Origin of the sequence: Celeribacter sp. PS-C1 (assembly GCF_019429625.1) — a bacterium.
Classification (GTDB): domain Bacteria; phylum Pseudomonadota; class Alphaproteobacteria; order Rhodobacterales; family Rhodobacteraceae; genus Celeribacter.
In genome coordinates this window covers 121,277-146,247 of record NZ_JAHXRW010000008.1, presented here as the reverse complement: position 1 = coordinate 146,247, position 24,971 = coordinate 121,277, and the positions used below count along the sequence as shown (strand labels likewise).

Sequence of the window (24,971 nt, the reverse complement as noted above, 5' to 3'; positions counted from 1 at the left end):
TGAGAAGTCCTTCGATGCATTTTTGAATGTATAGCTGCGTCGCTCTTGCATTTACGATCTGACTTGTCCGACAATTGAGGCGATCGTTTCGTGATGCTGGAGTATTGGTTTGGATCAGGTTTTGAGTGATATCCGTTATTTTTTGGCGGAGCCGTCCCTAGAGGCGATTTTTGGCTATTGGCCATTTCTCTTGGCCATCTTCTTGCTCTACCTTGCTTCTCAATTTGTCCAGCGCCGTAAGCTGGTTCGCACGCCGTTTGCCATCATGGACGGGTCGAACATCATGTATTGGAAAGACGAACGCCCTGATCTTTCGACCGTTCGTGCTGCAATCGAAACTGTGAAGTCCAAAGGCTACGTGCCAATTGTCTGGTTTGATGCGAATGTTGGATATCTGGTGTCAAATGCCTATCTCGGTCCGGTGCGACTGGCGCGCACTCTGGGGCTGAATGCCCAACAGGTGAAGGTGTCACCGAAAGGCACCCCCGCCGATCCGCTGATCCTGCGTATGGCACAACAGCGCAAGGCACTTGTCGTGACCAATGATCGCTACCGGGATTGGCACAATGACTTTCCAATCCTGCGTCAGGGCAAAGTCTTGGTGCGCGGTCATTTTGCGCGGGGACGAGTGCATCTAAAAGACATGCCTTCTTTGAAATAGATTTTTGGGGAGGAGCGTTGCTACTTCTTCCTCCCCCGTCCAGCCTTCCCACCACGCATCCCCGGTCTCCCGGCCGTCGACCGCCCACTCTTCGCCTTCGCATCCGCCACCGCATCGTCCACCGCCGACTGCCGCGCGAGCGGGTCGTCGTGGAGCACCAGATCGACGGTTTCCAGACGTTTGATCTCGTCCCGCAACCGCGCGGCTTCTTCGAATTCCAGGTTCTCGGCGGCCACGCGCATGTCGGTTTTTAGACCGTCCAGCACGGCTTGCAGGTTCTGCCCTGCCATCGGTTTGTCGATGGTCGCTGTCACGCGGTTCATGTCCACATCGCCCTGATAGAGCCCCGCCAGAATGTCATCGACGTTCTTCTTGACGGTCGCGGGCGTGATGCCGTGTTCTTCGTTATAGGCCATCTGACGCGCGCGGCGGCGGTCGGTTTCGTCCATGGCGCGCTGCATCGAGCCGGTGATTTTGTCGGCGTACAAAATGACACGGCCCTCGGCGTTCCGCGCGGCGCGGCCGATGGTCTGGATCAGCGAGGTCTCGGAGCGCAGGAAACCCTCTTTGTCCGCATCCAGAATGGCGACGAGGCCACATTCCGGGATGTCCAAACCCTCGCGCAAGAGGTTGATTCCGACCAGCACGTCAAAGGCCCCAAGCCGGAGGTCACGCAGGATCTCAATTCGTTCGATCGTATCAATATCGGAGTGCATATAGCGCACCCGCACGCCCTGTTCGTGGAGGTATTCGGTGAGGTCTTCGGCCATGCGTTTGGTGAGCGTCGTGACCAAAATCCGCCGCCCCAGCTCGGTCATCTTCTTGGCTTCGTCCAACAGGTCGTCCACCTGCGTGTCCACCGGGCGGATTTCCACCACAGGGTCCAAAAGGCCGGTCGGACGGATGATCTGTTCGACGAAAACACCGCCGGATTGCTCCAGCTCCCAGTCCTTCGGCGTCGCGGACACGAACACCGATTGCGGCCGCATCGCGTCCCATTCCTCGAATTTCAAAGGTCGGTTGTCCATGCAGGACGGCAAGCGGAATCCATGCTCTGCCAAGACCGATTTGCGCCGAAAGTCGCCCCGATACATGCCGCCGATCTGCGGCACGGAGACGTGGCTTTCGTCCGCAAAGACAATCGCATTGTCCGGGATGAATTCGAACAGCGTGGGCGGCGGCTCGCCCGGCGCGCGGCCCGTCAGATAGCGCGAATAATTCTCGATCCCGTTGCAAAAGCCCGAGGCCTCCAGCATCTCAAGATCGAAATTCGTGCGCTGCTCCAGCCGCTGCGCCTCAAGCAATTTGCCCTCATCGGTGAAGCGGATAAGTTGTTGTTTCAGTTCAGCTTTGATGCCGTTGATCGCCTGTTTGATCGTCGGTTTCGGCGTCACATAGTGCGAATTCGCGTAGACCCGCACCTGTTCCAGCGTGTCGGTTTTCTTGCCCGTAAGCGGGTCGAATTCGGTGATGCTCTCAAGCTCCTCGCCAAAGAACGACAGCTTCCACGCGCGGTCCTCCATGTGGGCGGGCCAGATTTCCAAACTGTCGCCGCGTACCCGGAACGAGCCGCGATCAAAGGCCGTGTCATTGCGGCGGTATTGCAGCTCGACCAGATCGCTCATCAATTGCCGCTGGTCATACTCCTGCCCCATCATCAAATCGATGGTCATCGCCATATAGAGTTCGGGCGAGCCGAGGCCGTAGATGCAGGACACGGAGGCCACGATGATCACATCATCGCGCTCCAACAAAGACCGGGTGGCGGCGTGGCGCATCCGGTCGATCTGTTCGTTGATCTGGCTCTCTTTCTCGATGAAGGTGTCCGACCGCGCGACATAGGCCTCTGGCTGATAATAGTCATAGTAGGACACGAAATATTCGACGGCGTTTTCCGGGAAGAAGCCTTTGAATTCACCATACAGCTGCGCCGCCAGCGTTTTGTTCGGCGCGAGAATGATCGCCGGGCGCTGGGTCTGCTCGATCACCTTCGCCATGGTAAAGGTCTTGCCCGTGCCGGTGGCGCCCAAGAGCACCTGATTGTGCTCGCCCGCCTCGATGGCGGCGGAGAGCTCCGCGATAGCGGTCGGCTGGTCGCCAGAGGGTTCGAACTGGCTGTGCATGACAAAGCGCTTGCCGCCTTCGAGCTTGGGGCGATTTTTCAGATCCTTTGGCGGATCGGTCATCATCAGCGGGTCCATGTCGGCTCCTTGAAGGCAGGGAGGGAAGATCGTTAACAAATGATCTCTTTTTGTTCACGTTTCAAGTCTAGGGCAGAGACTCTTGAGGTTGAGCTGCGGCGGACGACGAAAGGTAAACAAAGATCTGCCACTATAAGATGAATTTTATAGTTTATTTTACAACCTATGCGATATTTTTCCTTGCTTAACGAAAGCGTTCTCGCCTAATCTGACGATGCAAGCAGCAGAACAGACTGACCCGGCCGGGCGTGTATCACCCCACCCCACCCCTCGCTCCCACACCCCGGTCGGGCAGTCACTTCACCGTATCCCGCCCTGATAGGCGGGTTTTTTATTGCGCAAACTGCACGCGCTATGGTTTTGAAAGGCTTGAAACACCCGACAGAAACGGGGATAACGCTGGCAAGGAACAAAGGAGTCCCCTGATGCGCGCTCGTATCTATCAGCCCGCTCGCAACGCGATGCAATCCGGGCAAGGCAAGACCAAACACTGGCTGCTCGATTTCGCTCCGGCCACCAGCCGAGATATTGATCCCCTGATGGGTTGGACCTCGTCCAAGGACACCCAAACGCAGGTGCGCCTGACCTTTGATAGCAAGGAACAGGCCATCGCCTATGCTGAGGAGCATGGCATCGACTACGTCGTGCAAGAGCCGAAAAGCCGTGCGCACAATATCCGCCCTGGCGGCTACGGCGAAAACTTCGCGACCAACAGACGGATGCCCTGGACCCACTGATCCGGTGCGATTTCGTGACTGACAAGCGCCGGTCCGCCGGCGCTTTTTTGACCCTGACCATGGTCCAAACTGGTCAACGTGCGGTCCCTTAGCTCAACTGGATAGAGCAGCTGACTTCTAATCAGCAGGTTTGGGGTTCGAGTCCTCAAGGGATCGCCAGTTTAACTTATTCCGAACGTTTACGGCCGTCGCCAAGACCAGCACCTTCATTGCGGAGGTCTTTGCGCGCAGCACTGCTGAGAGGGCCGTGCCTGCGGTTTCTTGGACAAGGTTGGTCTTGCCCTTTTCTTTGCCGGCTTCAGGCTGCCTTGAAATGCTAGTGCCTTCACGGGCTGTTGTTTTCAAATAGGAAATTCCTAGTCTCCTTACTGCTCCGTTTCGACTTCTCTTGGATATTTTCTTTGGGAAAATGGGTGGAAATTTCCCCCTCCTCTTCATGTGTGCGGAACGTAGTACTGAACCCGAAATTGGGCCGCAGACGGCGCTCATGACTTCAAGCGAATTTTTATTGAGGACGACCAATGACCAAATTCTTTTTTGCAACCGCCTTGATTCTTGTCGCCGGGGGGGCGCAGGCAGGGCAATATTGCCTGCTCGATGGCACGGAAATGTTCTCATGCACCTTCAATGGCGGCGCCAAGGCGGTCGAGATTTGCGATGCGATTTGGGAAGACGGCGAGATGGCCTCCTACGGTTTTTTCAAAGCCAACGGCGAGGTGGAAAAAGAAATCCTGCAGGAAAAGGTGACGCTGTCCTATGCGGCTTGGAACGGGATGGGCACATATATGACCGATTCCGTGACCTTTCATGCCGACGGCGGCTATGACTATGAGGTCTGGGCTGGTGCGGAGCGTGATGCGGAGGCCGATTTCGAAGGCGGCATCACCGTGATCCAGAACAACGAGGTGCTCGCGACTCTGACCTGCGATGCGGGCTCTGTTTCGTCTGATCTCGGAGCGCTGATCGAGATGATCGATTTGGCGCAGGTCTCGCCGTAACAGTCATGCACACATTTATCCGAAAGGCAGTTCTGAGCTGTCTGGCAGTAGGCCTTGCCCAAAGTGTGGCCGCGCAGGCCGTTTGCGATGGGGAGGTCGTGTTCCAATGCGCGACCGAAGCCGAGGTCCGCGAGCAAATCACCGTCTGCGCGCAAGATGAGAGCTTTAGCCTCGTCCGTCACACGCTTGAAACCGGCGAGCCCTATTACGACACGCAGCTGATCGCGGAGGCGGCGAACACGTGGTTTAGCTGGCAAGAGGGCGATGATCTTCGCGTTGAATTGGGGTTCTGGAGTACCGATCTGAATGAGCCCGTGACGCTTCATGCCAGCCTGCCTTGGGACGACATGGAAGAGGCGGTGGCAGAAGACGGCCCCACCGACATGTGGTTGCAATCTGCGCATTGGCGGCAGGACGTCGAGCAGACACTCTGCCAGCCGCAAACCGTCTACGCCGACACGGAGGCGCTTTGGGAGCCGCTCGAGGCGCGCGGGCCTATCGGGCTGTTCTTTTCGCAGGATGTCGTGGTCCCGGAGCCCAATGCGGTTGGCGTCGCAGAGGTGATGCCCCTGCCGACAGGCGAAGGGCTTCCGGTCTATGCGAACGCTCGTCCAAACGCTGCGACGCCCGTCTGGTGGCGGCTCTTTGAGGGCGACACCGTGGACGTCATCGCCCGCAAGGGCGACTTTATCGCCGTGGCAATCCCCACCAATGGGGTCACCTCCTGTCTCATTCGCCCCGACCAGCTTTATGCGCCCTATCACGGCCCCTGTGCGACGGGCTGGTTCGATGGCGCATTTCTTGACCGCGTGCAGTGACGCAGGTCTCAAAACGGATGTAAGGACTTTAACGATGCGATTTTTTACCCCCTGTTTCACCCTGGCCCTCTTGTCTTCGACGGCGGGCGCCCATGCGTTTTGCGACGACATTCTGGCGACGCAGGTGCTTTGCGTGACCGAGGAGGCCGAAGAGATCAAACTCTGCGGCGCGCAGCATCCCGAAACGGGCGCCCCGGCTTTTGAGCTGCATGTCACGCCGCAGATCTCAGACGGGCCGCTCACCCAGCTGGCCATCGACACGCCGTTCGACATGACGCCGGGCACCGGGGGTTATCCTTGGGACAGCTACAGCCTGACGTTTTTGCATGAGGGGGGGCGGGCCGTGCTCAACATCCAAACCCCGATTGATGGAGGAGGCGCGGGGGATACGGAGATTTGGCTCGAACTTTATCATCGGAATGCGACGCCAATCCGCACGCTGTCTTGTCTAACTCCGGCGCTCAGTGCCGAGGTGGCGGACATTCTCACCGCGCGGGAGATTGCGCTCAATAGCTTTCGCACCGGGCCGAGCCGTCAAAGCGCTGCCTATTATCAGCCCCGCATGCCGCTTGTTGGCGCGGCACCCTACGGTGGGGCCGAGTGTCGTGAAGTCAGTGGCGTGCTTAGCAATGAGGGCACGGACAACGGACAGATCGTGTTGTATGCCGCGCCCTTCGAGGAGGCGGCCATTTTGGGCTATATCTCGCCTTACGCCTTGGAGAACGCCTTTGAATGCGATTTCGACAACGGATTTTCCGGTATCATCTGGACGGATCCGGAGAAGGGCGACGGTGCAGGCGGTTATATGAGTGAACTGGATTATGACGCCAAGCTGGAGGCCTGCGGTTTGACGCCAGAGGGCTGGCCAACGGATGTCGCCTATCTCGGAAAATGCTCTTCGGCTTGGGTTCGAGAGGGCAATGTCGCGGGCTTTGAACCGTGATTGACTGGGTTGGCACACGTCTCTGTGAACGCTAAAATAAAAAAGTTTCCTTTTATTACAAGGATCTTCGCCGCATTGCGGCGAGGTTGGGTTGAAATTTAAGACAGGATTGCTACCCTATTAAAAGGGTTCACGCGACGGACCCGCTCGGCACGGATGCGGCCCAAAAAGGGCTTGAACTGCGAATGTGTACGACCCGCTTGGCGCTGACGGCACATCTGCCTGTCTCTGCCCCTTGTCGCGCGGCCAGTATGGCGGGTGGGGCGCGCGGAACCTGAAGAAGACATATTGAGTAAGAGCACCCAAAAGGAGCTCCCCATCAAGGATTCCATCTCCCATACCCCGTCGCAGCCCTACGCCCGCGTCGCCGTTCTTGGCGCCGGCAGCTGGGGCACTGCGCTCGCCTCCGTTCTGTCCCGTAATGGCCGCCAAGTGTGCCTCTGGGCGCGTCGCCCGGACCTTGCTCAACGGATCAACGAAACGAAACAGAATGCGGATTACCTGCCCGAGGTCGATCTTCCAAACGGTCTGACGGCCACCTCTGATCTCGCAGAGGCGCTGGCCGGTGCCGAGGCCGTTTTGATGGTCACACCCTCGTCGACATTGCGACCCATGTGTCAGGCTATTGCACCGCTGATCCCGAAAGGCATCCCGATCGCGCTGGCCTGTAAAGGCGTTGAACGGCGCACAGGATACCTGTTGTCCGAAGTTGTGTCCGAAGAATTGCCCGGCCATCCGGTCGGCGCCGTCTCTGGTCCGACATTCGCGCGTGAAACCGCCCTCGATCATCCGACGGCGGCCACGGTCGCTTTTCCGTTTTCCTATGCGGATCGTTTGAACCCCGAAAAAAGCCCGGCGGCGCGTCTCGCCGTGTCGCTCTCTGGCGGCGGCTTTCGCCCCTATGTCTCCGACGACCTCGTCGGCGTCGAAGTCGGCGGCGCGGTGAAAAACGTGATTGCCATCGCCTGCGGGATGATGTCCGGGGCGGGCTTTGCCGAAAACACTCGCGCAGCTCTGATCACCCGCGGCACGGATGAGATGAAACAGCTCGCGCAGGCTTTGGGCGGGTCGCGCGAAACCGTGACCGGCCTGTCGGGCGCGGGCGATCTGACGCTGACCTGTAGCTCGACCACCTCGCGCAACATGTCTTTGGGCTATCAGCTTGGCCAAGGGATCGCGCGCCCGTCCTGTTTCGAGGGCCGCCCCGTCGTGGTCGAAGGCGAGGTCAACGCCGTCTCCGTCACCGATCTGGCGCATCGCATCGGGGTGCCGATGCCGATCTGCGAAACCGTGCATGATGTGCTGCACAAAGGTGCCGATCTGCAAGCGGCCTTCACCGCGCTTTGGGCCCGTCCGATCGAGGCGGAGCCCAACGCGCTCGATCTCATGCTCACCCATCCCACCCCCAATATGCCGCTGCAATTCGGAGCCAACTCATGAATGTTCACGCCACACCGCGCCCGGCCATTGCCGCGCGCCGCTTCACTCTTGCGACCGATCTGGATGGGACGTTTTTGGGTGGTTCAGACGAGGAGCGCAAAACGCTATACGACTGGATCGAAGCCAATCGCGATACGGTCGGTTTGATCTTTGTCACCGGGCGCGACCCGGAATTCATCATGGAGATGTGCCGCGAACAAGGTCTGCCCTGGCCGGAATATGTCGTGGGCGACGTGGGCACGACGATTGCCCATGTCCGCGACGACGGCCATGTTGAACCGATCCCAGAGCTTGAGACGGACATTGCCGAACGTTGGGGCGATAAGGGCAACGCGGTACGTGTGACGCTTGAGGGCGTATCCGGCCTGTCGCTTCAGCCGACGCCGTTTCGCTATCGGGTGAGCTACGATCTGACGCCAAACGCCTACGACGCCACCGCCGAAGTGCTGGTCGAGGAATTGGGTCTGGATTGGCTCATTTCGGACAACCGCTATTTCGACGTGCTGCCCAAGGGCGTCTCGAAAGGCCCGTCGATCAAGCGGCTGATCGCGCATTTGGGTATTCCCGAGGCCCGCGTGCTCTGCGCGGGGGACACGATGAACGACCTGTCGATGCTGATCTCCGGCCTTCCGGCTGTGGCGGTCGGCAATTCGGAAACCGCGCTCAAACAGCGGCTGCATGGCCGCGACACTGTTTATCACGCGACGCGCTTCGGTGCCGCTGGCATCCTTGAGGCCATCACCGCGCTCGACCTGCATGACGCCCCCGATCATGCATCAAATCTCGCCCTGAAAGGAGCCTGATATGTCTTCCAATCTTGTGATCGTTTACCACCGCCAGCCTTACGAAGAGGTCGAGGTGAACGGCAAAATTGAATATCGCGAAAACAAAAGCCCGAATGGCATCGTGCCGACGCTCAAAAGCTTTTTCGGGCGTGTCGACAAGGGCGCTTGGATCGCGTGGAAACACGCCGACGATCCGGCGAACCCGGACTTTGATCGCGTCATCGAGATCGACGACGCTTACGGCAAATACACCGTCTCGCGCCTGCCTCTGACGCCGGAGCAGGTGACGAGTTTCTACCATGTCTCCTCGAAAGAGGCCTTCTGGCCGATCCTGCATGGTTTCAAGGAACGCTACAATTACGACCCCGTCGATTGGCCCACATTCCGTGAGGTAAACTGGGCCTTTGCCGAGGCCGCCGCCGCCGAGGCCGCCGAGGGCGCTGTGGTCTGGGTGCATGACTACAACCTTTGGCTGGTGCCGGGCTACCTGCGCACGCTGCGCCCCGATGTGAAGATCAGTTTCTTCCACCACACGCCCTTCCCGAACGCCGATATTTTCAATGTGCTGCCGTGGCGCAAGGAGATTTTGGAAAGCCTTCTGGCCTGTGATGTCGTCGGCTTCCATATCCCGCGTTACGTGAACAATTTCGTCTCCGCCGCACGGTCTCTGTTGGAGGTCGAGACGCTGAAACGCGAGAAGGTGAAGCCGGAACTGGCGTCTGAGACCTCTGCGCTTTCCGAGCAATCCGTGGTGACCGAGGTGGGCTACGCCGACCGTACCGTGCGGCTTCAGGCCAGCCCGGTGGGCGTCGATGTCGATTATATCGAAAGCCTTGCGCAGAGCGATAAGACGGCGGCTAAGGTCAAGGAGATCAAACAAGAGATCGGCGACGGTCAGTTGATCCTGTCTGTCGGGCGCACCGACTACACTAAAGGCGGCATTGAACAGCTTGAAAGCTATGAGCGCCTGTTGGAAAGCCGCCCCGATCTGCGCGGCAAGGTGCGGCTGATGCATGTCTCCGTGGCGGCCAACTCCAACATGACCGCCTATGAGGAGATTCAACGCGATCTCGAGCATCTCGCGGGCAAGATCAACGGGCGTTACGGCACTTTTGAGTGGCAACCCATCGCGCTGATCTCGCGGCCCGTGCCGTTTGAGGATCTGGTGGCCTACTATCGCGCCGCCGATGTCGCCTGGATCACGCCTTTGGCGGATGGCATGAACTTGGTGTGCAAGGAATATTGCGCCGCGCGCACGGATGAGGATGGGGTTTTGGTCCTGTCCGAATTCGCGGGCGCTGCGGTCGAACTCGCGGCCGCCGTGCCGACCAATCCGTTCTCTCACAAGTCGATGGATGGCGCGATCCAGTTCGCGCTCGACCTACCGAAAGAGGAACGCCGCGGCCGGATGATCACCAACCGCAAGATGGTCAAACTGCAAGACATCCGCTTCTGGGCGGAAGATCAGATGCAGGCCTTTGGCGCGGATGAGGTGCCGGTCGATCTGATGCCAAATGGCGAAGCGGCCTAAAGTGTGAACGCCGCCTCAGGCAATCGCAAAATCAGGTTCGGGTCGGGAGAAATCTCGGCCCAAACCGGCCAGAGGCTGTCATGGCCTACGCCAAAGAAATTGCCGCCGGTCTGGGACAGCAGGCTGGTGATCAGCTGAAAATGCAGATGTGGCGCCCAGCCGCCGTTCTCATGCCAGTCACCCAAAGGGGCGAGGGTCTGACCGGCTGCAACCTCTTGGCCCTCTGACACGATGGGCTGGCCCAAATGGCCGTTCAACGTCCAGAACGACAGGCCGTCCTCCGTCACATGTTCCACAATCACCGTATGACCGTAATCGAGCGGGTCGGCGTTATAGGCGACGCGGTGCACGCGGCCAGCCAAGGGCGCGGTGATGGGTAGGCCTGCGGGCGCGAAAATATCGATGCCAAGATGGCGCGCCCGAGGTTCCGGTCCCGAGGCATCGCGATATTGATCGGCCAGATAGACACTGCGCTTTTCGCCATAAAGCCCGTAGCCGTAGAGCATCTCATCGCCCTCGCGCAGGTTCTCGAACCACGGATCAAACTTGCGGTCAGAAAAGGCGGGCATGCCGGGCCGGTCGGAGGGCAGAGCGGTGAAGCGCGTGGTCTTTGGATCGGGGGAGATCACCGGAGCCATGTCGGTATCGCGCAGATAGGCCTGAACCGAGGCCGCACCGGGGATAGGGTTAAACCCTGCGCCATGACGGATCACAGCGGTCAGAAACCCCGCGTCCAACTGCGAGAGGCGGGTGGCAAGAGGGGCGTCTGCGCGTTCACGGATCAGGGACAAAAGCGCGTTGGCCTCCGCTTCGGAAAGATGTGCCTGTGCCAGTTCCGCCAAAAGCGTTTGGTGCAGATCTACGGCATCCGAAAGCGCGGTTGCGAGGGTGTTTGAAAACACGTTCATTTGGTTTGTCGTCATGTCGGCAGGGTGACGGAGGATGCGCGAAGAGGCCAGAAAAAAAGGCCCCCGATCCGGAGGCCTTTTTGATGTCATCGATTGGCTTATTTCATTGTGCCGGTGTCGATGAACCGTTGATGCCAGCTCAGCGCCTCGCGCAGATCATGGGGCGCATGGCCGCCGAACGAGCTTTTCTTCGCCCGCTCGTAATAATCGCGCAGCATGTCGCGATAGGCGGGATGTGCACATTTCTCGATGATCAACTCGGCCTTCTGTTTCGGATCGAGGCCGCGCAGATCGGCGAGGCCTTGTTCCGTCACGATGACCTGAACGTCTTGGTTGATGTGATCCACATGGCTGGCCATCGGCACAATCGCCGAAATCGCGCCCCCTTTGGCGGTCGAGGGCGTCATGAAGATTGACACAAAGGCATTCCGTGCGAAATCGCCCGACCCACCAATGCCGTTCATAATGCGCGAGCCCATCACGTGGGTCGAGTTGACGTTGCCGTAGATATCCGCCTCGATCAGACCGTTCATTGCGACGCAACCCAAACGCCGCACCAGCTCCGGATGGTTGGAGATTTCCTGCGGGCGCAGGATGAGCTTGTCGCGGTAGCGATGTGCCTCGGCGTTGAACCGTTCCGCCGCCTCGGGCGACAGAGAGAACGCGGTGGCCGAGGCCATGCGCAACTTGCCCGCGTCGAGCATGTCCAACATGCCGTCCTGGATCACCTCGGTGAAGGCGGTCATGTTCTCGAACGGGCTGTCCAAAAGCCCGGCAAGCACAGCGTTGGTGACATTGCCGACACCGGATTGCAGCGGCAAAAGCTCCTTCGGCATCCGGCCCATTTTCAGTTCATGCGACAGGAATTCCAAAAGGTGCCCGGCGATGTCCAAAGCGGTCTGGTCGGGCTTCGCGAAAGGTGCGTTGCGGTCTGGGGTGTCGGTCTCGACGATGGCGACGATCTTGGCCGGGTCGACTTTGAAATGGGGCTGTCCGATGCGGTCGTCTGCCTTGATCAGCGGAATGCCAACCCGGTTCGGCGGGAGCGCTGTGCCGTAGTAAATGTCATGCATCCCGTTGAGATGCTCGCTCTGCCACGAGTTCAGCTCAAGGATGATCTTGTCCGCGCACTCAAGCCAGGTTTTGTTGTTGCCAATCGACGAAGACGGGATCAGATCGCCTTCCGGCGTGATGCCGGAAATCTCCACGACCGCTGTGTCGAGCTTGCCAAGAAATCCCTGCCAGGCCATAGGCGCCACTTGGCTGAGGTGCATGTCGAAATAGTTCATCTCGCCCTTGTTGATCTTTTCGCGCGCGATCGGATCGGAGTTGTAGGGCAGGCGAAAATCGATGCCGTCGGCCTTGGCGAGCGCCCCGTCAAGCTCCGGACCCGTCGAGGCGCCAGACCAGATCTTGATGCGGAATTTTTCGCCCGCCGCGTGTTTGTCCTCGATCCTTGCGGCCAGCGCGAGGGGCACGGCTTTCGGATAGCCGGAGCCAGTAAAGCCGCTCATGCCCACAGTCGCGCCATTGTCGACGAGGGCGGCGGCGTCTTCGGCCGACATGATTTTAGACTGTAGAGATGCGGGAATAGGACGGCGCGTGATGGTCACGAGGTTTCTCTCCGGCTGAATGAAAATGCGGGGGCGGTTCGGGGAAGAGAGGTCTCGCGGCGCGCGGGTCGGGTGCCTCCTCCCACAGAGTCTCCCAGTTCTCCGCATCTACGCGCCATCCGCGGGGAGCTTCCAGTCACATTCTGATGAGGCAACCCGGATATGCAATTTGCGCACAGATTTTTGAATCATTCTTTGCAAAAGCAATATATTAGGATGAATTTGCAAATGAGATTTGCAGCGGCTAACCCTGCCGCGCAAAGCAAAGGCCCGCAGCGGGTGCGGGCCTGAAACTGTCTTCGCGAAAAGCGGGGGGGGTTAGGTCGAAATGCCCCGGTCAATCCGCAGGAATTGTTTGATGCGGGACAGGCCTTTCGGGCTCTGGCGCTCACGGTCCATTTTGGTCCAGACGCGGGAGCGGCCATTGGAGCGATCTTGGCTCAAATATTGCACCAGACGACTGGAATCGGACTTGCGGTGCGGTCGGTCTGTAATATGGCGTGTCATAAGGTCTCCTCCTCTTATGGATCGCCAGTATAGCAGATTCTGTCGAGGATGCTTGGATTCAGATCAAATCGCGTAAAATGCGATTTACACCGCTCAGGTGAACGATTGGCGGCGATGCCAGCGCCAGAGGATTACCCCCCCGATCATGACGATGACCAAGGACAAAAGAAACGGTGCGCCGGGCATGTAATGCGGGGTGCCGGGTCGCGAAAAGATGGCGAAGGTTTCGGTCATTACCAAGGGGCTGAGGATGGTCGCGAGCGCGGCGATGGAACCGGTGACACCCTGCAATTCGCCTTGCTGGTCGTCGGGTGTGGCGCGGCTCATCATGCCTTGAAGTGCGGGGATGGAGATCGCGGAAATGCCCGACAGAACCGACATGATCCAGAGCATCGGCACGCTCGTCGTGATGCCGAAGGTCAGAAACACCACCGCATCCATCACGATCCCCGCCATGGCGACGCGGTAGGCGCCAAAGCGTTTGACCAGAGGGCCGACCAAAAGCGCCTGCGCCAGTCCCAAGGAGACGCCAAAGGCAAAGAGCGTCATGCCGGTGGCGACCGTGTCGAAGCCAAAGCGTTCTTCCGTGTAAAACGCCCAGACCGCTGGGTAGACGAAATAGGCCAGCTCATAGAGGCCGAAGACGATGAGCAAACCGGTGAGGCCCTTGAGTGATCCGATGGCGCGGAAGGCACCAAAAGGATTGGCGCGGCGCCAGTCGAACCGGCGACGTTTCTCGGGCGCGAGGCTTTCGGGCATGACGAAAAACCCGAACATCATATTGGCCCCGGCAATGACGGCAGCGGCATAAAACGGTGCACGGGTGTCAATCCCGGCCAAGAGCCCGCCGATCATGGGCCCCAAGGCAAAGCCCACCCCGAAGGCGGCATGGATATAGCCGAAGTTGCGCTCGCGATCCTCGGGCGCGGAAATATCGGCCATAAATGCGGCGGCCGTGCCGGGCGTGGCTGCGGTGATCCCGGCGATCAGGCGCCCGATCAGCAAAAGCCAGATCGTCGGCGCCACGGCCATGACGAGATAGTCGAGCATCATGACGAAAAGCGCCGTCAGAAGGATCGGTTTGCGCCCGAAACGGTCCGAGAGGTTGCCCACCAAAGGCCCGAACAGGAATTGCATCACTGCAAAACCGGTCGCCAATACCCCGCCCCAGATCGCCGCATCGGCCAATGCGCGCCCGGTCAGCTCGCGGATGAGCGAGGGCATCACTGGGAAAATCAACCCGATGCCGATGGCGTCGATAAGAACCGTGAGGATGATGAACAGAACAGGAAGGCGGGTGAGCATAGTGGGTATCCAAAACAACCCCGCCTTTGTGGCCGCAAGTGCGCGCCCTGTCCATCACTCTTGCCGCACAATCTCGCTCAACAGATCTGCAAGTCGCTCTGGCATGGCGAAAAACGGCGAATGCCCGGAGGGCAGGTGATGGATGTGTTCCTCGGGCCAGCCTTGGACCATCTTGCGCTGTTCCGCGGGAGGGATCACACGGTCGTTGTCGCAGATCACATAGTGACGCGGCAGATCGGTCGAGGCCTCGGTGATATGGAGCGGCGTTTCCTGCGGGGCGATGGCTTGTGGGCCGAGATTTGCCTTGGCGAATTCGGCGACCTCCTCGGGGCAGTCGTGATAGAGCGCTGTGATCCCTGCGTCCGGTTTGAACCGAAAGGCGCGGCCATCGTCGGTGCGTTCGATCAGGTCGAGAACAGGCTGATCGGCAGCCCTTCTGCGCATGTCGGCAAGGCTCATCCCGTCCTGAGGTACATAGGCGCAAATATAGACGAGGCTGGCGATTTTATCCGGCGCTGTCTCTGCGACGGCTGTGATTGGATAGCCACCGGCAGAATGGCCAACCAAGGCGACCGGCCCGCCGTGTTTCGCGATGTCGGCCAGAATGGCATCGCGGTAGCGCTCCAGGGTGACTTCCGTGTAATCCGTCAGGCTCTCGCCATGGGACGGGAGATCGAGCGCGCGGGCTTTTAGTCCCTGGCGCTCAAGCTCTGGCAGTAGATCGCGCCAGCACCACGCGCCATGGGCGGAGCCGTGGACCAGAAGGATCGTAGGGTCAGCCATCGTCATGCTCATCGTGGGAATGGTCATGGTGGTGGTGATGTCCGTGATGAGGGTCATTGAGCATCGGCAGATGATCATGCGGGTTCGGATCGCGCCGGACATGGGCGATCTCGGTGAGAAATTGACTCAGGATCGCGGCATAATCTTCGGGCGCATCGACGGGCGGCAGATGGCCGGAGCGGCGCATCAGATGGAACTGCGCACCGGGAATGACGCCCAGCGTTTCCTGCACCAGATCGGGCGGGGTCGAACCGTCATAGCCGCCCGCAATGCCCAGACAGGCGAGACGAAGCCCTGAGGTCGGCGTGTAGAAATCCGTGCCCGCAATGGCAGAAGCGCAGCCGAGATAGCCCTCCAGCGATGTGTCGAGAATGGACTGCCCCCAGCGCTTGGCCTCCTCCGTTTTGCGAAATCCGGGGGCGAACCAACGCTCCATCGTGGGGGCCACAAGAGCCTCCATACCTTTCTCGCGCACCTCCGCGATGCGTTTGTCCCAGACGCTGCGCACGCCGATCTTGGCCGCCGTGTTCGACAGCACCAGCGCGCGCACCTGATCGAGCCGCTTGACCGCCAGCCCCTGTGCGATCAGCCCGCCGATGGAAATGCCGACAAACACCGCGTCCTGCACCTTGAGCGCGTCCAAGAGCCGCTCTGCATCGCGCACCAGCGTGCCCATCGCATAGGGGCCCTTCGGCACGTCCGACCCGCCATGGCCGCGCAGGTCATAGCGAATGAGGCGTAAGCCTTCGGGGAGATGCGGCAGGACCGCGTCCCAGAGATGCAGATTGGTTCCCAAGGCATGGGCAAAGACCACGGGCGCGCCGTCTTCCGGCCCGCTCACCTCGACGTTCAGCGACAGCTCTCCGATCTCGACCCGCATCTGGTTCTCCTTTTTGAGGGCACCATAGGCGGGGCACAGGGGAGGCTCAACCTCATGCGCTCCTAATGGGCGACGGTCGCCAGCCCGACAAAGATGAACCCCATGCCAAGCGCCAGCCGCGGCGTAATCTGTTCGCCGATCAGACAGGCAAAGCTCAAGACGATGGCCGTCTCGACCGCGATGACGATGAGATAGAGCTGGCTGACCGGGGCCTGTCGCAAAAGGATGATTTCGAAGATGATCGCAGCGAGAAGCCCCGCGACGATCAGACAAAGGCCGAAGGACGAGGGCATCGCGCCGGAACTGGCGACGAGTTTCATTCCGACGGTGGCAAGGGCATAGCCCGCCCCGACAAGGACCAGAAACACCAAATGGTGCGAAGGAAGCGCATACATGGAACACCAAAACACAAGTTAACACATGCGAAAGAGACCCTCACGCGGCGTGGCCCTGATACGCCGCGCAGTCCGACCCTTTGCCACGTTACGTTGAACGCCGCGTGTCCTTGCGTCAAGTCCGGTAAACCTGTCCTTCAGGCGTCGATACGGGCGAGGAACCGCGCGATCACGTCGAGGCTTTCCGGCTCGTCGAGAAAGGGCACATGGCCGCGATCCTTGACCTCTACGGCGATCATGTCGGGGCGGCGGCGTTGCATTTCGTCAAAGGTGCTGCGCGGCAGGAGGTCGGAGTTTTCACCCCTCAGAAGCGCCAAAGGGAGGCCGTCGAAGGCCTCAAACAGGGGCCACAGATCGGGCAGGGCGCCTGTGACACTTTGCGCCTCGATGGCGTCGCGTAGGCGCGGGTCGTAGCGCAGTTGCAGACGGCTGTCCCCCTCTGACCAGATGCGGCGCGCATAGGTCAGCCATTGATCACGGCTGAGATTGGGAAATTGCGCGCCCAGAGCCTTCGGCAATTTATCGGCGGCGTCCTCAAAGCTGCGATAGGCTGAGGGGCGGCCCAAGTAATCCATGATATGCGACAGGCCCTGCGGGTCCATTTCCGGCCCAATGTCATTGAGCAGCACGCCGGACAGCCGCGCCTTTGCCGTCACGGCCAGCGCCATGGCAATCAGCCCGCCGCGCGAGGTGCCCAAGATGGCCGCCTTGTCGATCCCGAGATGATCAAGCAGCGCCAGCGCATCGGCGCTTTCCTGCGGTATGGAGTAGTTCATCATATTCGGGTCGTGATCCGAGGCGCCACGGCCGCGGCTGTCGAGACGGATGATCTGGGCGTCGCCTGCGAAATGATCGACCACGGGTTCAAAGTCGTCCATGTTGCGGGTCAGTCCCGCGAGACAGAGCACAGGTATGCCCGCGCCCTGGACGTCATAGGCCAACCGTAGCCCGTCGGAGGTGGTGAAATATTGAACCATGATTTTCCCCTCTACCTAAAGCCAGAGTGTCACGACATCGCGATAGAGGAAAGCAAATGTTGGATCAGACCAACCCGGTTAAAAGCCAGAAACCGCCGGTGAAATGTACCGTCAGCACAAAGGCATAGCAGGACATCACCAAAAGCGCCTGGTTGTGCGTCAGGCGTTCCTGTGCAGGGCGGCGGCGGTGCAGAAGGCTCTGAAACCCTGCGACGGCGAGGATGGCCATGGCGATGGAGTGATCGCGCAGTGCGGCGGAGGCGAAGGCGGCGCTCATGAACAGCGTTACGAAGGTGCCGAGCCGGGGCCAGAAGGCGTCGGAGACGCTTTGCACGACGCGCCCGCCGCCAAAGGGCAGAAAGGGCAGGAGCATTATGAAATTGAAGGTGCCGAGCATGATTGCCATGACCCGCATCACATTGGCTGCCGCGGGTGCAATAGGAGCCAGCACATGGAAGAGGCCAAAGCCGATTACCATGGGCGGGATCGCAAGCGCGGGGGCGTAAAGAGCGGCAAAACTTTCCTCAAGCGCGTGATCGAAGGGGCGATCCGAGCGCGGCGCGGCCAGATAGGGCAGGGGCACGAGGCGGACGCGGGCCACGTCGTGGCCGATGATGCGCACCGCCATGGCCGAACCGACTTCATGTATGAGCACCGCAAGGACAAAGCCAAAGCCGAACATCGGAGAGGTGATTGCCGCCACCGCGATCGTGATGACGAAGCCGATGATTACGCCTATGCCATTGAACCCGCTGGCCCGAATCTGCCCCTCTGTCGGGGCTGGGCTGGTCACGAGCGGCAGGGCCATGAGGCCGAGAGCAAGGGCGATCATCAAGAAAAACATCGGAAAACCAAACCGTGGCACAAGGTAACATTTAAGGTTTTGATGCGTCTTAAATGTGGCGAGAATGTGGCAGGGTGCCGGACGAGGCGCGAAGTTTCCGGCGTTCAACGCAGTGTTTCTTAACTGGTGACATTGTTATCGTCACCATCGTGGCCTTCACGATCGTGCAGAGCAACAGTTCCCACAAAAACGCCTTTCCCTCCCGTTACGCCGCTTGCCAGACGGTGCGAAGGCTCTACCCTATCCGGAAAAGCAGTGGCTGGAGGCCCGGATGAACAGCACAGTGGAAAAACTCCGCGAAAGCCTGCGGGATTTGCAACTTCAGCTTGAAAAAGAAGCCCAAGAGGCGCGCGAACGCTTTCAGTATCGGCTTTCGAACGGGCGCGTGGTTTTTGAGGAAGAGGCGCGCAAACGCGGCCGTCTCTTACGCGTCCGCTGGTCAGTCTTTCTGCGCCGCGCGCGGCCTTGGGAAATCGTCACAGCACCTGTGATCTATGGTTTGATCATCCCTTTCGCGCTGATGGATCTGTTTGTGACGGTCTATCAACTGATCTGTTTTCCGGTGTATGGCATCCCGAAGGTGGAGCGTAAAAAATACATCGCCGTGGACCGGCACAAGCTGACCTATCTCAACTTTATGCAGAAACTGAACTGCATCTATTGCGGCTATTGTAACGGGCTTTTGGCCTATGTCCGCGAGGTGGCGGGGCGCACGGAGTATTATTGGTGCCCGATCAAACACGCGCGCAACCTGCCGGACCGGCATGAGCAATATCAACACTTTCTCGAATTCGGCGATGGCGAGTCTTGGGACGAGAAATTCATCGAGATGAAGGGCCGCGCGCGGGCCTGTGAAAGCTGCGACAGCTGTGGGCCGGGGGGCTGTCACTGAGCGACAGTTGATATGTAAAAGCCCCGCCGGAGGCAGGGCTTTAAAAACTCCATAATGCGCCTCCCTAAAGAGGCGTTCGGAGTCAGATGTTTTCGATCCGGGGCATGCCCATGATGTGATAGCCGCCATCGACGCGGATGATCTCGCCGGTGGTGAAAGCCCCGCCGTCAGAGGCCAGATAGACCGCCGTGGCGCCCACCGCTTCGAGCGTCGCGTTGGACTGCATCGGCGCGTTTTGTTCGGCGTGCTTATACGTCCGGCGCGCGCCGCCGATGGCGGAGCCTGCGAGCGTTTTCATCGGGCCGGGGGAGATCGCGTTGACGCGGATGCCCTCGGGGCCGAGATCGTTGGCGAGGTAGCGCACGGAGGACTCCAGCGCCGCCTTGGCCACGCCCATCACGTTGTAATTCGGCACGACCATGTTCGAGCCTTCAAAGGTCAGCGTCATCAAAGTGCCGCCCTCGGTCATCAACTCGGACGCGCGTTTGGCGACGTCGATGAAGCTGAAACACGAGATGTGCAGCGAGTTCTTGAAATTCGCCTCGGTGGTGTCGCGGAACCGGCCCGTCAGTTCGGATTTGTCCGAATAGGCAATGGCGTGGACGACGAAATCGAGCTTGCCCCATTTGTCTTTGAGCGCCGCAAAAGCCGCGTCCATTTGCTCCGGGTTGGTGACATCGACATCGACCATCGTGTCGGAACCAACGGAGGTGGCGAGCGGTTCAAGGCGTTTGCCAAAGGCCTCGCCCTGATAGGTAAACGCCAGCTCCGCGCCCTCATCGGCGCAGGCCTTCGCGATGCCCCAGGCAATGGAGCGCTCATTGGCGACGCCCATCACGAGCCCGCGTTTGCCTTTGAGAAGATCAGCCATCTGTGTCTCTTACCCCAGATATTTCGACAGGATCATCGAGCCGTTGGTGCCACCGAACCCAAAGGAGTTGGTCATCACCGAGTCGAGACCCGCATTTTCCACCAGTTTGGTGGCAATCTCACCCTCGTTGATCGCGGGATCAAGCGTTTCGACGTTGATCGAGGGGATGATGAAATCGTTCTGAAGCGCCAGCAAACAATAGACGGCCTCTTGCGCGCCGGTGGCGCCCTGAGAGTGGCCGGTCATGGATTTCGTCGAGGAAATCACCGGGGTCTGGCCTTCGCCGAACACGCGGCGGACGGCTTCGACCTCGCCCACGTCGCCCACAGGCGTCGAGGTGCCATGCGCGTTGATGTAGCCGACCTTGCGGCCCTCTTCGAGGGTGGAGAGCGCCAGGCGCATCGCGCGCTCGCCGCCTTCGCCGGAGGGCGCCACCATGTCCGCGCCGTCGGAAGTGGCGGCAAAGCCGGTCACTTCGGCGTAGATTTTCGCACCACGGGCTTTCGCGTGTTCCAGCTCTTCGAGCACCAGAATGGCCCCGCCGCCGGAGATTACGAACCCATCGCGGTTCGCATCAAACGCGCGCGAGGCTTTCTCGGGCGTGTCGTTATATTTGGAGGACATCGCGCCCATGGCGTCGAACAGGCAGGACAGGGTCCAGTCGAGTTCCTCGCCACCGCCCGCGAACATGACGTCCTGTTTGCCCATCATGATCTGCTCGGCGGCATTGCCGATGCAGTGCAGGGAGGTCGAACAGGCCGAGGTGATCGAGTAGTTGATGCCCTTGATCTGATACGCCGTCGCGAGGTTTGCCGAGATCGTCGACCCCATGCATTTCGGAACAGCAAACGGCCCGACGCGCTTGGTGGACATCGATTTGAGCACAGACTGGTGCGCGGTGAACATGGCGGAGGTGGACGGACCACCCGAGCCCGCAATCAGACCCGTGCGCGGGTTGATCACATCGCTCTCTTCGAGGCCGGAGTCCGCAATCGCCTGGTTCATCGCGATATAGGCATAGGCCGCACCCGGCCCCATGAACCGCAGCGCACGCTTGTCGACATGCTCCTTGATGTCAATGTCCACGGCGCCCGCGATTTGCGAGCGGAACCCGTATTCCTTCATGTCCTCATTGGCGGTGATGCCAGATTTGCCCGTTTTCAGAGAGGCAAGCACTTCTTCGGCATTCGTGCCGATGGAGGAGACGATCCCGAGACCTGTGACGACGACGCGACGCATGGGCGTATTCCTTTTGTTTGAGTTCGACTGTGTCCTGAGATCAGCTCTCGGACAGCGCGACTTTCATATCCTTGACCTGATAGATCACTTCGCCGTCGGCTTCGACGATGCCGTCCGCGACACCCATGGTCAGGCGGCGGGTCTGGATCGCTTTGGTGAAGTCGATCTTGTAGGTCAGCATTTTGCGATCCGGGCGAACCATGCCGGTGAGTTTCACTTCGCCAACGCCAAGCGCGTACCCGCGCCCCTGCCAGCCGCGCCAGCCAAGGTTAAATCCGGTAAGCTGCCACAGACCATCGAGGCCGAGACAGCCTGGCATGATCGGGTTGCCGGGGAAGTGGCATTCGAAGAACCACAGATCGGGCGTGATATCGAATTCTGCGATCACGTGGCCTTTGCCATGCGCGCCGCCATCGCCGGAGATTTCCGTGATGCGGTCCATCATCAGCATCGGCGGCGCCGGAAGCTGGGCGTTGCCCGGCCCGAACAGCTCGCCTGCGGCGCATTTCAAAAGGTCTTCTTTCGTGAAGCTCGTCGGATAGTCTGCCATCGCTCTGCGCTCTGCCTCCCACATATCTTTAGGTCGCACCCCCTCTATCACCCGGCGCCCCGCGCGTGCAAGGGCAACAGGAAGAGGTCGCGTTCATGGTTTCGTGCCATGATACACCGCAGGATATAAGGGTTTTGATCCAACGTGTAAGGGATTTACGATTGAATTTCGCATTCCTTTTCCCCTATATTCTCCTCTGTACCCAGGAAATGAACGCACATGACCCAGATTGCAGACACAGAAATTCGCCGAGGTGAGGCTTGGTTGGCCGGTGGCGGCGTGCGCCCGACCCGTCAGCGTGTAGCCCTTGCCACGCTTTTGGTCGGCGATGGGCACGACCGCCATGTGACTGCCGAAAGCCTGTTCGAGGCCGCGCAGGATGCCGGCGAAAAGGTGTCTCTGGCCACGGTCTACAACACGTTGCGCGCCTTTTGTCAGGCTGGCCTGATGCAAGAGGTCACAGTCGACGGCACCCGCAGCTATTTCGACACCAATATGGACGAGCACCCGCATTTCTTCTGGGAAGACAATGGCGAGCTGACCGATGCGCCTTCCGAACAGCTCAAGATCGAACGCCTGCCTGCCGCACCCGAAGGCATGGAGATCGCCTCCGTCGATGTGGTGATCCGCCTGCGTCCGAAGGCCAAACACTGATTTTTAGACGTTTTACCCGACTGTTGATCGGCGCCGTGGTCGCGGCGGTGCCGGGTCTTTGTGTCGCGCAGGGCATGGGGCAGGGCGCCTTGCCTGTCCGTTTCGATGAGGCCGCTGAGATCGACCAATTCCATGTGTTCTTTACGGATCGTGAATTGCTGGCCGATGAGACATGGTTCGTTGTAGGGCGGTGCCAAACGGCGCCGGAATCTGCGTCTTTGAACGTGGTTGCCTTTGAACATCTGGCCGACACGACGGTCTATCTCACGTCTTATGGCTACACCGCCGACCGCCAGGTCTGCCTCGTCAATCCCGATGACGCCCCGCCCGCCTTTTGGAGCGCCTATCCGCGATAGTTTTGATCTGCGATCCGGTCGATCGCGCGGCCTTGACGAATCTAGGATGATTGTCCTAATTTTGTATCAAACAAGGACCCCGCGATGGCACGACACGGAGACACACGGCAAAAGATCGTCGAAGCGGCTGACACGCTGTTCTATGAACAGGGCGTTGGCGCTAGTTCATTTGCCGATATTGCCGGGGCTGTCGGCCTGTCGCGCGGCAATTTCTATCACCATTTCCAAAGCAAGGATGCGATCCTGGAGGCGGTGATCGAACGCCGCCTGACGCGCACCCGCGAGATGCTGGCGCAGTGGCAGCGGGACGGCGGCACGCCACGGGATCGGATCGTCTCTTTCGTGCAGATGCTGATCGCCAACCGCGCCAAGATCATGGCGTTTGGCTGTCCGGTCGGCACGCTCAGCACGGAATTGGCCAAGCTCGATCACATCGCCGCCCCCCGCGCGGCGGAGGTGTTTACCCTGTTTCTCGACTGGCTGGAGGCACAGTTTCAGGCCGCCGGGTTTGTCCCCGACCGCGCCCGCGCTTTGGCGCATCACGCCATGATGCTGGCGCAGGGCATCGCCACACTGGCCGCTGCCTTCAAGGACGAAACACAGCTTCGGCAAGACGTCGACGACTTCACCGGATGGCTCGATGAGACCCTCAGCTCAAAAGGATAAGGACCCGCCATGTTCATCGGATTTCTGACATTCAGAGACAAAGCCAAAGCGCCCGACTGGATGGCCAGGCATAACGCTTGGCTCGACGCGGGCTTTGCGCGTGGCGAGATCGTGCTATCGGGCGGTTTGCAGCCGGGATTGGGCGGGGCGGTGATCCTGACCGTGCCGGACCGGGCGCGCGCCGAAGCCGTCTTGGCAGAAGACCCTTTCGTGATCCATGGTGTCGTGACGCCTGAGCTGCTTGAGGTCACGCCCGGACGCCTTGCGCCGGGCCTGGAGGCGTTGAAAGGATAAGCCATGTCGAACCTCTTCGAAGGCCCTGATGGGCAAAGCCGCTGTTCTTGGTGCGCCAGCCATCCGGACTACATTCGTTACCACGACGAGGAATGGGGGTATCCGGTCTCTGAGGATCAACGCCTGTTTGAGAAAATCTGTCTCGAAGGATTTCAGTCCGGTCTGTCGTGGTGGACGATCCTGCAAAAGCGCGACAACTTCCGCGCCGCTTTCGAGGGCTTTGCTTTCCACAAGGTCGCCGCCTTCGGCCAAGCCGACATCGAGCGCCTGTTGCAAGACAAAGGCATCGTGCGTCACCGTGGCAAGATCGCGGCCACGATCAACAACGCCGCCCGCGCCATCGAGATGCAGCAAGAGTTCGGCAGTCTCGCGGCCTTTTTCTGGACCTATGAGGGCCGCGAAGAGGCGCGTCACATCGAAGGCGTACCTTCGGTCACCGAAATCTCCAAACGCCTGTCGAAAGACTTGAAAAAGCGCGGGTGGAACTTTGTCGGGCCGACCACCTGCTATGCATTCATGCAGGCGATGGGACTGGTAAATGACCATCACCCGGACTGCGCGCATCATGCAAAGGTCGAGGCCGAACGCGCCGCTTTCACTCCGCCCGTGAAATAAAAGGCGCGAGGCTTTTGAGCCAGTCACGCGCTGGTTTTGTGTCGAAAGAAGTCAGGCTCTCGATGTCAGTTTTCGCGCCCTCAAGGGTTTCCCCCCATGCCGTGAGTTCGCCAAGTTTCTCATCGGGCAAAGGCAAGGCGCGCGCCGCCAGCATCATCTGATGTAACTCCTGCACTGACCGCATGGCGCGAAAGGCATTCATCATCGGCGTCGTCAGGGCTGGATCACGGCGCCAATTCTCGGAAAACATTGCGGTCACGCGCTGACCGGCGCCGAGACACTCAAAGGCGACGCAACCCCGATAGCCTTTCACCTCTAGATCTTCATGAATGGAACAGGACATCCGGTCCAGCCGATGGCAGGGCAGCCCCGCAGGCTTGTCATGACCAAACATCTCGCCTTCATCGAACGCCAAAGCCATGCAGCATAGCGCGGCGCAGTTGGAACAGTCTGAGGCGAACTCTGAAGTCATGTCGCCATTTGACGCCAAACAGGCTTATGATCAATG

Annotated in this window: 28 protein-coding genes and 1 tRNA gene; 15 read left to right on the top strand and 14 right to left on the bottom strand. The window is 59.7% G+C overall.

Going from position 1 to position 24,971, the window contains the following annotated elements; all coding sequences use genetic code 11:
* Positions 1-121: 121 nt before the first annotated feature.
* Entirely contained in the window at positions 122-661 is a 540-nt protein-coding gene (locus J5Y17_RS13150; protein WP_219785708.1) for a hypothetical protein, read from the top strand.
* A gap of 20 nt (positions 662-681) precedes the next feature.
* On the opposite strand, the gene uvrB is transcribed toward J5Y17_RS13150, so the two are convergent.
* Positions 682-2,862: an excinuclease ABC subunit UvrB gene (gene uvrB, locus J5Y17_RS13145; RefSeq protein ID WP_304518553.1), complete on the bottom strand. Its 2,181-nt coding sequence runs from the start codon at positions 2,860-2,862 to the stop codon at positions 682-684.
* Between the two features lie 425 nt (positions 2,863-3,287).
* Between uvrB and J5Y17_RS13140 the strand changes: the two genes are divergently transcribed.
* The 8 genes from J5Y17_RS13140 (at position 3,288) to ggpS (ending at position 10,114) form a co-directional block, all read left to right on the top strand.
* Positions 3,288-3,599, top strand: a complete 312-nt coding sequence (locus J5Y17_RS13140; RefSeq protein WP_219785707.1) for an ETC complex I subunit — start codon at positions 3,288-3,290, stop codon at positions 3,597-3,599.
* 82 nt (positions 3,600-3,681) lie between these two features.
* Positions 3,682-3,758, top strand: a tRNA-Arg gene (locus J5Y17_RS13135).
* Positions 3,759-4,120: 362 nt separating this feature from the next.
* Complete coding sequence (locus tag J5Y17_RS13130) at positions 4,121-4,597, top strand: hypothetical protein (RefSeq protein ID WP_219785706.1); 477 nt, start codon at positions 4,121-4,123, stop codon at positions 4,595-4,597.
* A 5-nt stretch (positions 4,598-4,602) separates the two neighbouring features.
* Positions 4,603-5,415, top strand: coding sequence for a hypothetical protein (locus J5Y17_RS13125; protein ID WP_219785705.1), 813 nt, complete (start codon positions 4,603-4,605; stop codon positions 5,413-5,415).
* A gap of 34 nt (positions 5,416-5,449) precedes the next feature.
* A complete protein-coding gene (locus J5Y17_RS13120; protein ID WP_219785704.1) occupies positions 5,450-6,358 on the top strand; it encodes a hypothetical protein in 909 nt (302 codons plus the stop codon).
* 411 nt (positions 6,359-6,769) lie between these two features.
* Positions 6,770-7,798 (top strand): NAD(P)H-dependent glycerol-3-phosphate dehydrogenase, encoded by a 1,029-nt coding sequence (locus J5Y17_RS13115; protein WP_255572092.1) that lies wholly within the window; start codon positions 6,770-6,772, stop codon positions 7,796-7,798.
* On the top strand, positions 7,795-8,601 hold the full coding sequence (locus J5Y17_RS13110) for an HAD-IIB family hydrolase (RefSeq protein WP_219785703.1): 807 nt from the start codon (positions 7,795-7,797) through the stop codon (positions 8,599-8,601). Before J5Y17_RS13115 ends, J5Y17_RS13110 begins: the two co-directional genes overlap by 4 nt.
* A 1-nt stretch (position 8,602) precedes the next feature.
* Complete coding sequence (gene ggpS / locus J5Y17_RS13105; protein ID WP_219785702.1) at positions 8,603-10,114, top strand: glucosylglycerol-phosphate synthase; 1,512 nt, start codon at positions 8,603-8,605, stop codon at positions 10,112-10,114.
* Here ggpS and J5Y17_RS13100 read toward each other — a convergent pair.
* The 9 genes from J5Y17_RS13100 to J5Y17_RS13060 form a co-directional block, all read right to left on the bottom strand.
* Entirely contained in the window at positions 10,111-11,022 is a 912-nt protein-coding gene (locus J5Y17_RS13100; RefSeq protein WP_219785701.1) for a peptidoglycan DD-metalloendopeptidase family protein, read from the bottom strand. The genes ggpS and J5Y17_RS13100 overlap by 4 nt on opposite strands.
* A 98-nt stretch (positions 11,023-11,120) precedes the next feature.
* Positions 11,121-12,635 carry an acetyl-CoA hydrolase/transferase family protein gene (locus J5Y17_RS13095; RefSeq protein ID WP_370628950.1) on the bottom strand — a complete coding sequence of 505 codons (1,515 nt, stop codon included), beginning with the start codon at positions 12,633-12,635 and terminating at the stop codon, positions 11,121-11,123.
* Between the two features lie 318 nt (positions 12,636-12,953).
* Entirely contained in the window at positions 12,954-13,142 is a 189-nt protein-coding gene (locus J5Y17_RS13090; RefSeq protein ID WP_219785700.1) for a hypothetical protein, read from the bottom strand.
* 93 nt (positions 13,143-13,235) lie between these two features.
* Positions 13,236-14,447 carry a TCR/Tet family MFS transporter gene (locus J5Y17_RS13085; protein ID WP_219785699.1) on the bottom strand — a complete coding sequence of 404 codons (1,212 nt, stop codon included), beginning with the start codon at positions 14,445-14,447 and terminating at the stop codon, positions 13,236-13,238.
* Positions 14,448-14,501: 54 nt separating this feature from the next.
* Positions 14,502-15,230, bottom strand: coding sequence for an alpha/beta fold hydrolase (locus tag J5Y17_RS13080; protein ID WP_219785698.1), 729 nt, complete (start codon positions 15,228-15,230; stop codon positions 14,502-14,504).
* Positions 15,223-16,110, bottom strand: a complete 888-nt coding sequence (gene pcaD, locus J5Y17_RS13075) for a 3-oxoadipate enol-lactonase (RefSeq protein ID WP_219785697.1) — start codon at positions 16,108-16,110, stop codon at positions 15,223-15,225. The genes J5Y17_RS13080 and pcaD overlap by 8 nt, the downstream gene beginning before the upstream one ends.
* A 62-nt stretch (positions 16,111-16,172) precedes the next feature.
* The gene (locus J5Y17_RS13070; RefSeq protein WP_219785696.1) at positions 16,173-16,505 is read right to left on the bottom strand and encodes a 5-aminolevulinate synthase; all 333 of its coding nucleotides are present in this window, start codon (positions 16,503-16,505) and stop codon (positions 16,173-16,175) included.
* Between the two features lie 137 nt (positions 16,506-16,642).
* A complete protein-coding gene (locus tag J5Y17_RS13065) occupies positions 16,643-17,482 on the bottom strand; it encodes an alpha/beta fold hydrolase (RefSeq protein WP_219785695.1) in 840 nt (279 codons plus the stop codon).
* A 64-nt stretch (positions 17,483-17,546) separates the two neighbouring features.
* On the bottom strand, positions 17,547-18,314 hold the full coding sequence (locus J5Y17_RS13060; RefSeq protein WP_219785694.1) for a hypothetical protein: 768 nt from the start codon (positions 18,312-18,314) through the stop codon (positions 17,547-17,549).
* Between the two features lie 283 nt (positions 18,315-18,597).
* Here J5Y17_RS13060 and J5Y17_RS13055 point away from each other — a divergent pair, with 283 nt between their 5' ends.
* Positions 18,598-19,218: a hypothetical protein gene (locus J5Y17_RS13055; protein WP_219785693.1), complete on the top strand. Its 621-nt coding sequence runs from the start codon at positions 18,598-18,600 to the stop codon at positions 19,216-19,218.
* Positions 19,219-19,300: 82 nt separating this feature from the next.
* On the opposite strand, the gene J5Y17_RS13050 is transcribed toward J5Y17_RS13055, so the two are convergent.
* Genes J5Y17_RS13050 through fabA form a run of 3 tightly spaced genes read right to left on the bottom strand, consistent with a single transcriptional unit; the run spans position 19,301 to position 21,878 of the window.
* Positions 19,301-20,089 (bottom strand): enoyl-ACP reductase, encoded by a 789-nt coding sequence (locus J5Y17_RS13050; RefSeq protein WP_219785692.1) that lies wholly within the window; start codon positions 20,087-20,089, stop codon positions 19,301-19,303.
* Between the two features lie 9 nt (positions 20,090-20,098).
* Positions 20,099-21,328 carry a beta-ketoacyl-ACP synthase I gene (gene fabB, locus J5Y17_RS13045; protein WP_219785691.1) on the bottom strand — a complete coding sequence of 410 codons (1,230 nt, stop codon included), beginning with the start codon at positions 21,326-21,328 and terminating at the stop codon, positions 20,099-20,101.
* 40 nt (positions 21,329-21,368) lie between these two features.
* Positions 21,369-21,878, bottom strand: coding sequence for a bifunctional 3-hydroxydecanoyl-ACP dehydratase/trans-2-decenoyl-ACP isomerase (gene fabA, locus J5Y17_RS13040; protein WP_219785690.1), 510 nt, complete (start codon positions 21,876-21,878; stop codon positions 21,369-21,371).
* 219 nt (positions 21,879-22,097) lie between these two features.
* Here fabA and irrA point away from each other — a divergent pair, with 219 nt between their 5' ends.
* The 5 genes from irrA to J5Y17_RS13015 all read left to right on the top strand — a co-directional run bounded on the left by irrA (position 22,098) and on the right by J5Y17_RS13015 (position 24,463).
* Positions 22,098-22,532: an iron response transcriptional regulator IrrA gene (irrA, locus tag J5Y17_RS13035; protein WP_219785689.1), complete on the top strand. Its 435-nt coding sequence runs from the start codon at positions 22,098-22,100 to the stop codon at positions 22,530-22,532.
* Positions 22,533-22,555: 23 nt separating this feature from the next.
* Complete coding sequence (locus J5Y17_RS13030) at positions 22,556-22,888, top strand: hypothetical protein (protein WP_219785688.1); 333 nt, start codon at positions 22,556-22,558, stop codon at positions 22,886-22,888.
* A gap of 84 nt (positions 22,889-22,972) precedes the next feature.
* Positions 22,973-23,554, top strand: coding sequence for a TetR/AcrR family transcriptional regulator (locus tag J5Y17_RS13025; RefSeq protein ID WP_219785687.1), 582 nt, complete (start codon positions 22,973-22,975; stop codon positions 23,552-23,554).
* 9 nt (positions 23,555-23,563) lie between these two features.
* Positions 23,564-23,848, top strand: a complete 285-nt coding sequence (locus J5Y17_RS13020; protein WP_219785686.1) for a YciI family protein — start codon at positions 23,564-23,566, stop codon at positions 23,846-23,848.
* 3 nt (positions 23,849-23,851) lie between these two features.
* Positions 23,852-24,463 carry a DNA-3-methyladenine glycosylase I gene (locus tag J5Y17_RS13015; protein ID WP_219785685.1) on the top strand — a complete coding sequence of 204 codons (612 nt, stop codon included), beginning with the start codon at positions 23,852-23,854 and terminating at the stop codon, positions 24,461-24,463.
* Here J5Y17_RS13015 and J5Y17_RS13010 read toward each other — a convergent pair.
* Positions 24,444-24,935 (bottom strand): hypothetical protein, encoded by a 492-nt coding sequence (locus J5Y17_RS13010; protein ID WP_219785684.1) that lies wholly within the window; start codon positions 24,933-24,935, stop codon positions 24,444-24,446. The genes J5Y17_RS13015 and J5Y17_RS13010 overlap by 20 nt on opposite strands.
* Between the last annotated feature and the right edge of the window lie 36 nt (positions 24,936-24,971).

Coding starts and splice junctions, on each gene's coding strand:
- uvrB (WP_304518553.1), bottom strand. CDS start 2,862: ATGGACCCGCTGATGATGACCGATCCGCCAAAGGATCTGAAAAATCGC.
- J5Y17_RS13140 (WP_219785707.1), top strand. CDS start 3,288: ATGCGCGCTCGTATCTATCAGCCCGCTCGCAACGCGATGCAATCCGGG.
- J5Y17_RS13130 (WP_219785706.1), top strand. CDS start 4,121: ATGACCAAATTCTTTTTTGCAACCGCCTTGATTCTTGTCGCCGGGGGG.
- J5Y17_RS13125 (WP_219785705.1), top strand. CDS start 4,603: ATGCACACATTTATCCGAAAGGCAGTTCTGAGCTGTCTGGCAGTAGGC.
- J5Y17_RS13120 (WP_219785704.1), top strand. CDS start 5,450: ATGCGATTTTTTACCCCCTGTTTCACCCTGGCCCTCTTGTCTTCGACG.
- J5Y17_RS13110 (WP_219785703.1), top strand. CDS start 7,795: ATGAATGTTCACGCCACACCGCGCCCGGCCATTGCCGCGCGCCGCTTC.
- ggpS (WP_219785702.1), top strand. CDS start 8,603: ATGTCTTCCAATCTTGTGATCGTTTACCACCGCCAGCCTTACGAAGAG.
- J5Y17_RS13100 (WP_219785701.1), bottom strand. CDS start 11,022: ATGAACGTGTTTTCAAACACCCTCGCAACCGCGCTTTCGGATGCCGTA.
- J5Y17_RS13090 (WP_219785700.1), bottom strand. CDS start 13,142: ATGACACGCCATATTACAGACCGACCGCACCGCAAGTCCGATTCCAGT.
- J5Y17_RS13085 (WP_219785699.1), bottom strand. CDS start 14,447: ATGCTCACCCGCCTTCCTGTTCTGTTCATCATCCTCACGGTTCTTATC.
- J5Y17_RS13080 (WP_219785698.1), bottom strand. CDS start 15,230: ATGGCTGACCCTACGATCCTTCTGGTCCACGGCTCCGCCCATGGCGCG.
- pcaD (WP_219785697.1), bottom strand. CDS start 16,110: ATGCGGGTCGAGATCGGAGAGCTGTCGCTGAACGTCGAGGTGAGCGGG.
- J5Y17_RS13070 (WP_219785696.1), bottom strand. CDS start 16,505: ATGTATGCGCTTCCTTCGCACCATTTGGTGTTTCTGGTCCTTGTCGGG.
- J5Y17_RS13065 (WP_219785695.1), bottom strand. CDS start 17,482: ATGGTTCAATATTTCACCACCTCCGACGGGCTACGGTTGGCCTATGAC.
- J5Y17_RS13060 (WP_219785694.1), bottom strand. CDS start 18,314: ATGATCGCCCTTGCTCTCGGCCTCATGGCCCTGCCGCTCGTGACCAGC.
- J5Y17_RS13055 (WP_219785693.1), top strand. CDS start 18,598: ATGAACAGCACAGTGGAAAAACTCCGCGAAAGCCTGCGGGATTTGCAA.
- J5Y17_RS13050 (WP_219785692.1), bottom strand. CDS start 20,089: ATGGCTGATCTTCTCAAAGGCAAACGCGGGCTCGTGATGGGCGTCGCC.
- fabB (WP_219785691.1), bottom strand. CDS start 21,328: ATGCGTCGCGTCGTCGTCACAGGTCTCGGGATCGTCTCCTCCATCGGC.
- fabA (WP_219785690.1), bottom strand. CDS start 21,878: ATGGCAGACTATCCGACGAGCTTCACGAAAGAAGACCTTTTGAAATGC.
- irrA (WP_219785689.1), top strand. CDS start 22,098: ATGACCCAGATTGCAGACACAGAAATTCGCCGAGGTGAGGCTTGGTTG.
- J5Y17_RS13025 (WP_219785687.1), top strand. CDS start 22,973: ATGGCACGACACGGAGACACACGGCAAAAGATCGTCGAAGCGGCTGAC.
- J5Y17_RS13020 (WP_219785686.1), top strand. CDS start 23,564: ATGTTCATCGGATTTCTGACATTCAGAGACAAAGCCAAAGCGCCCGAC.
- J5Y17_RS13015 (WP_219785685.1), top strand. CDS start 23,852: ATGTCGAACCTCTTCGAAGGCCCTGATGGGCAAAGCCGCTGTTCTTGG.
- J5Y17_RS13010 (WP_219785684.1), bottom strand. CDS start 24,935: ATGACTTCAGAGTTCGCCTCAGACTGTTCCAACTGCGCCGCGCTATGC.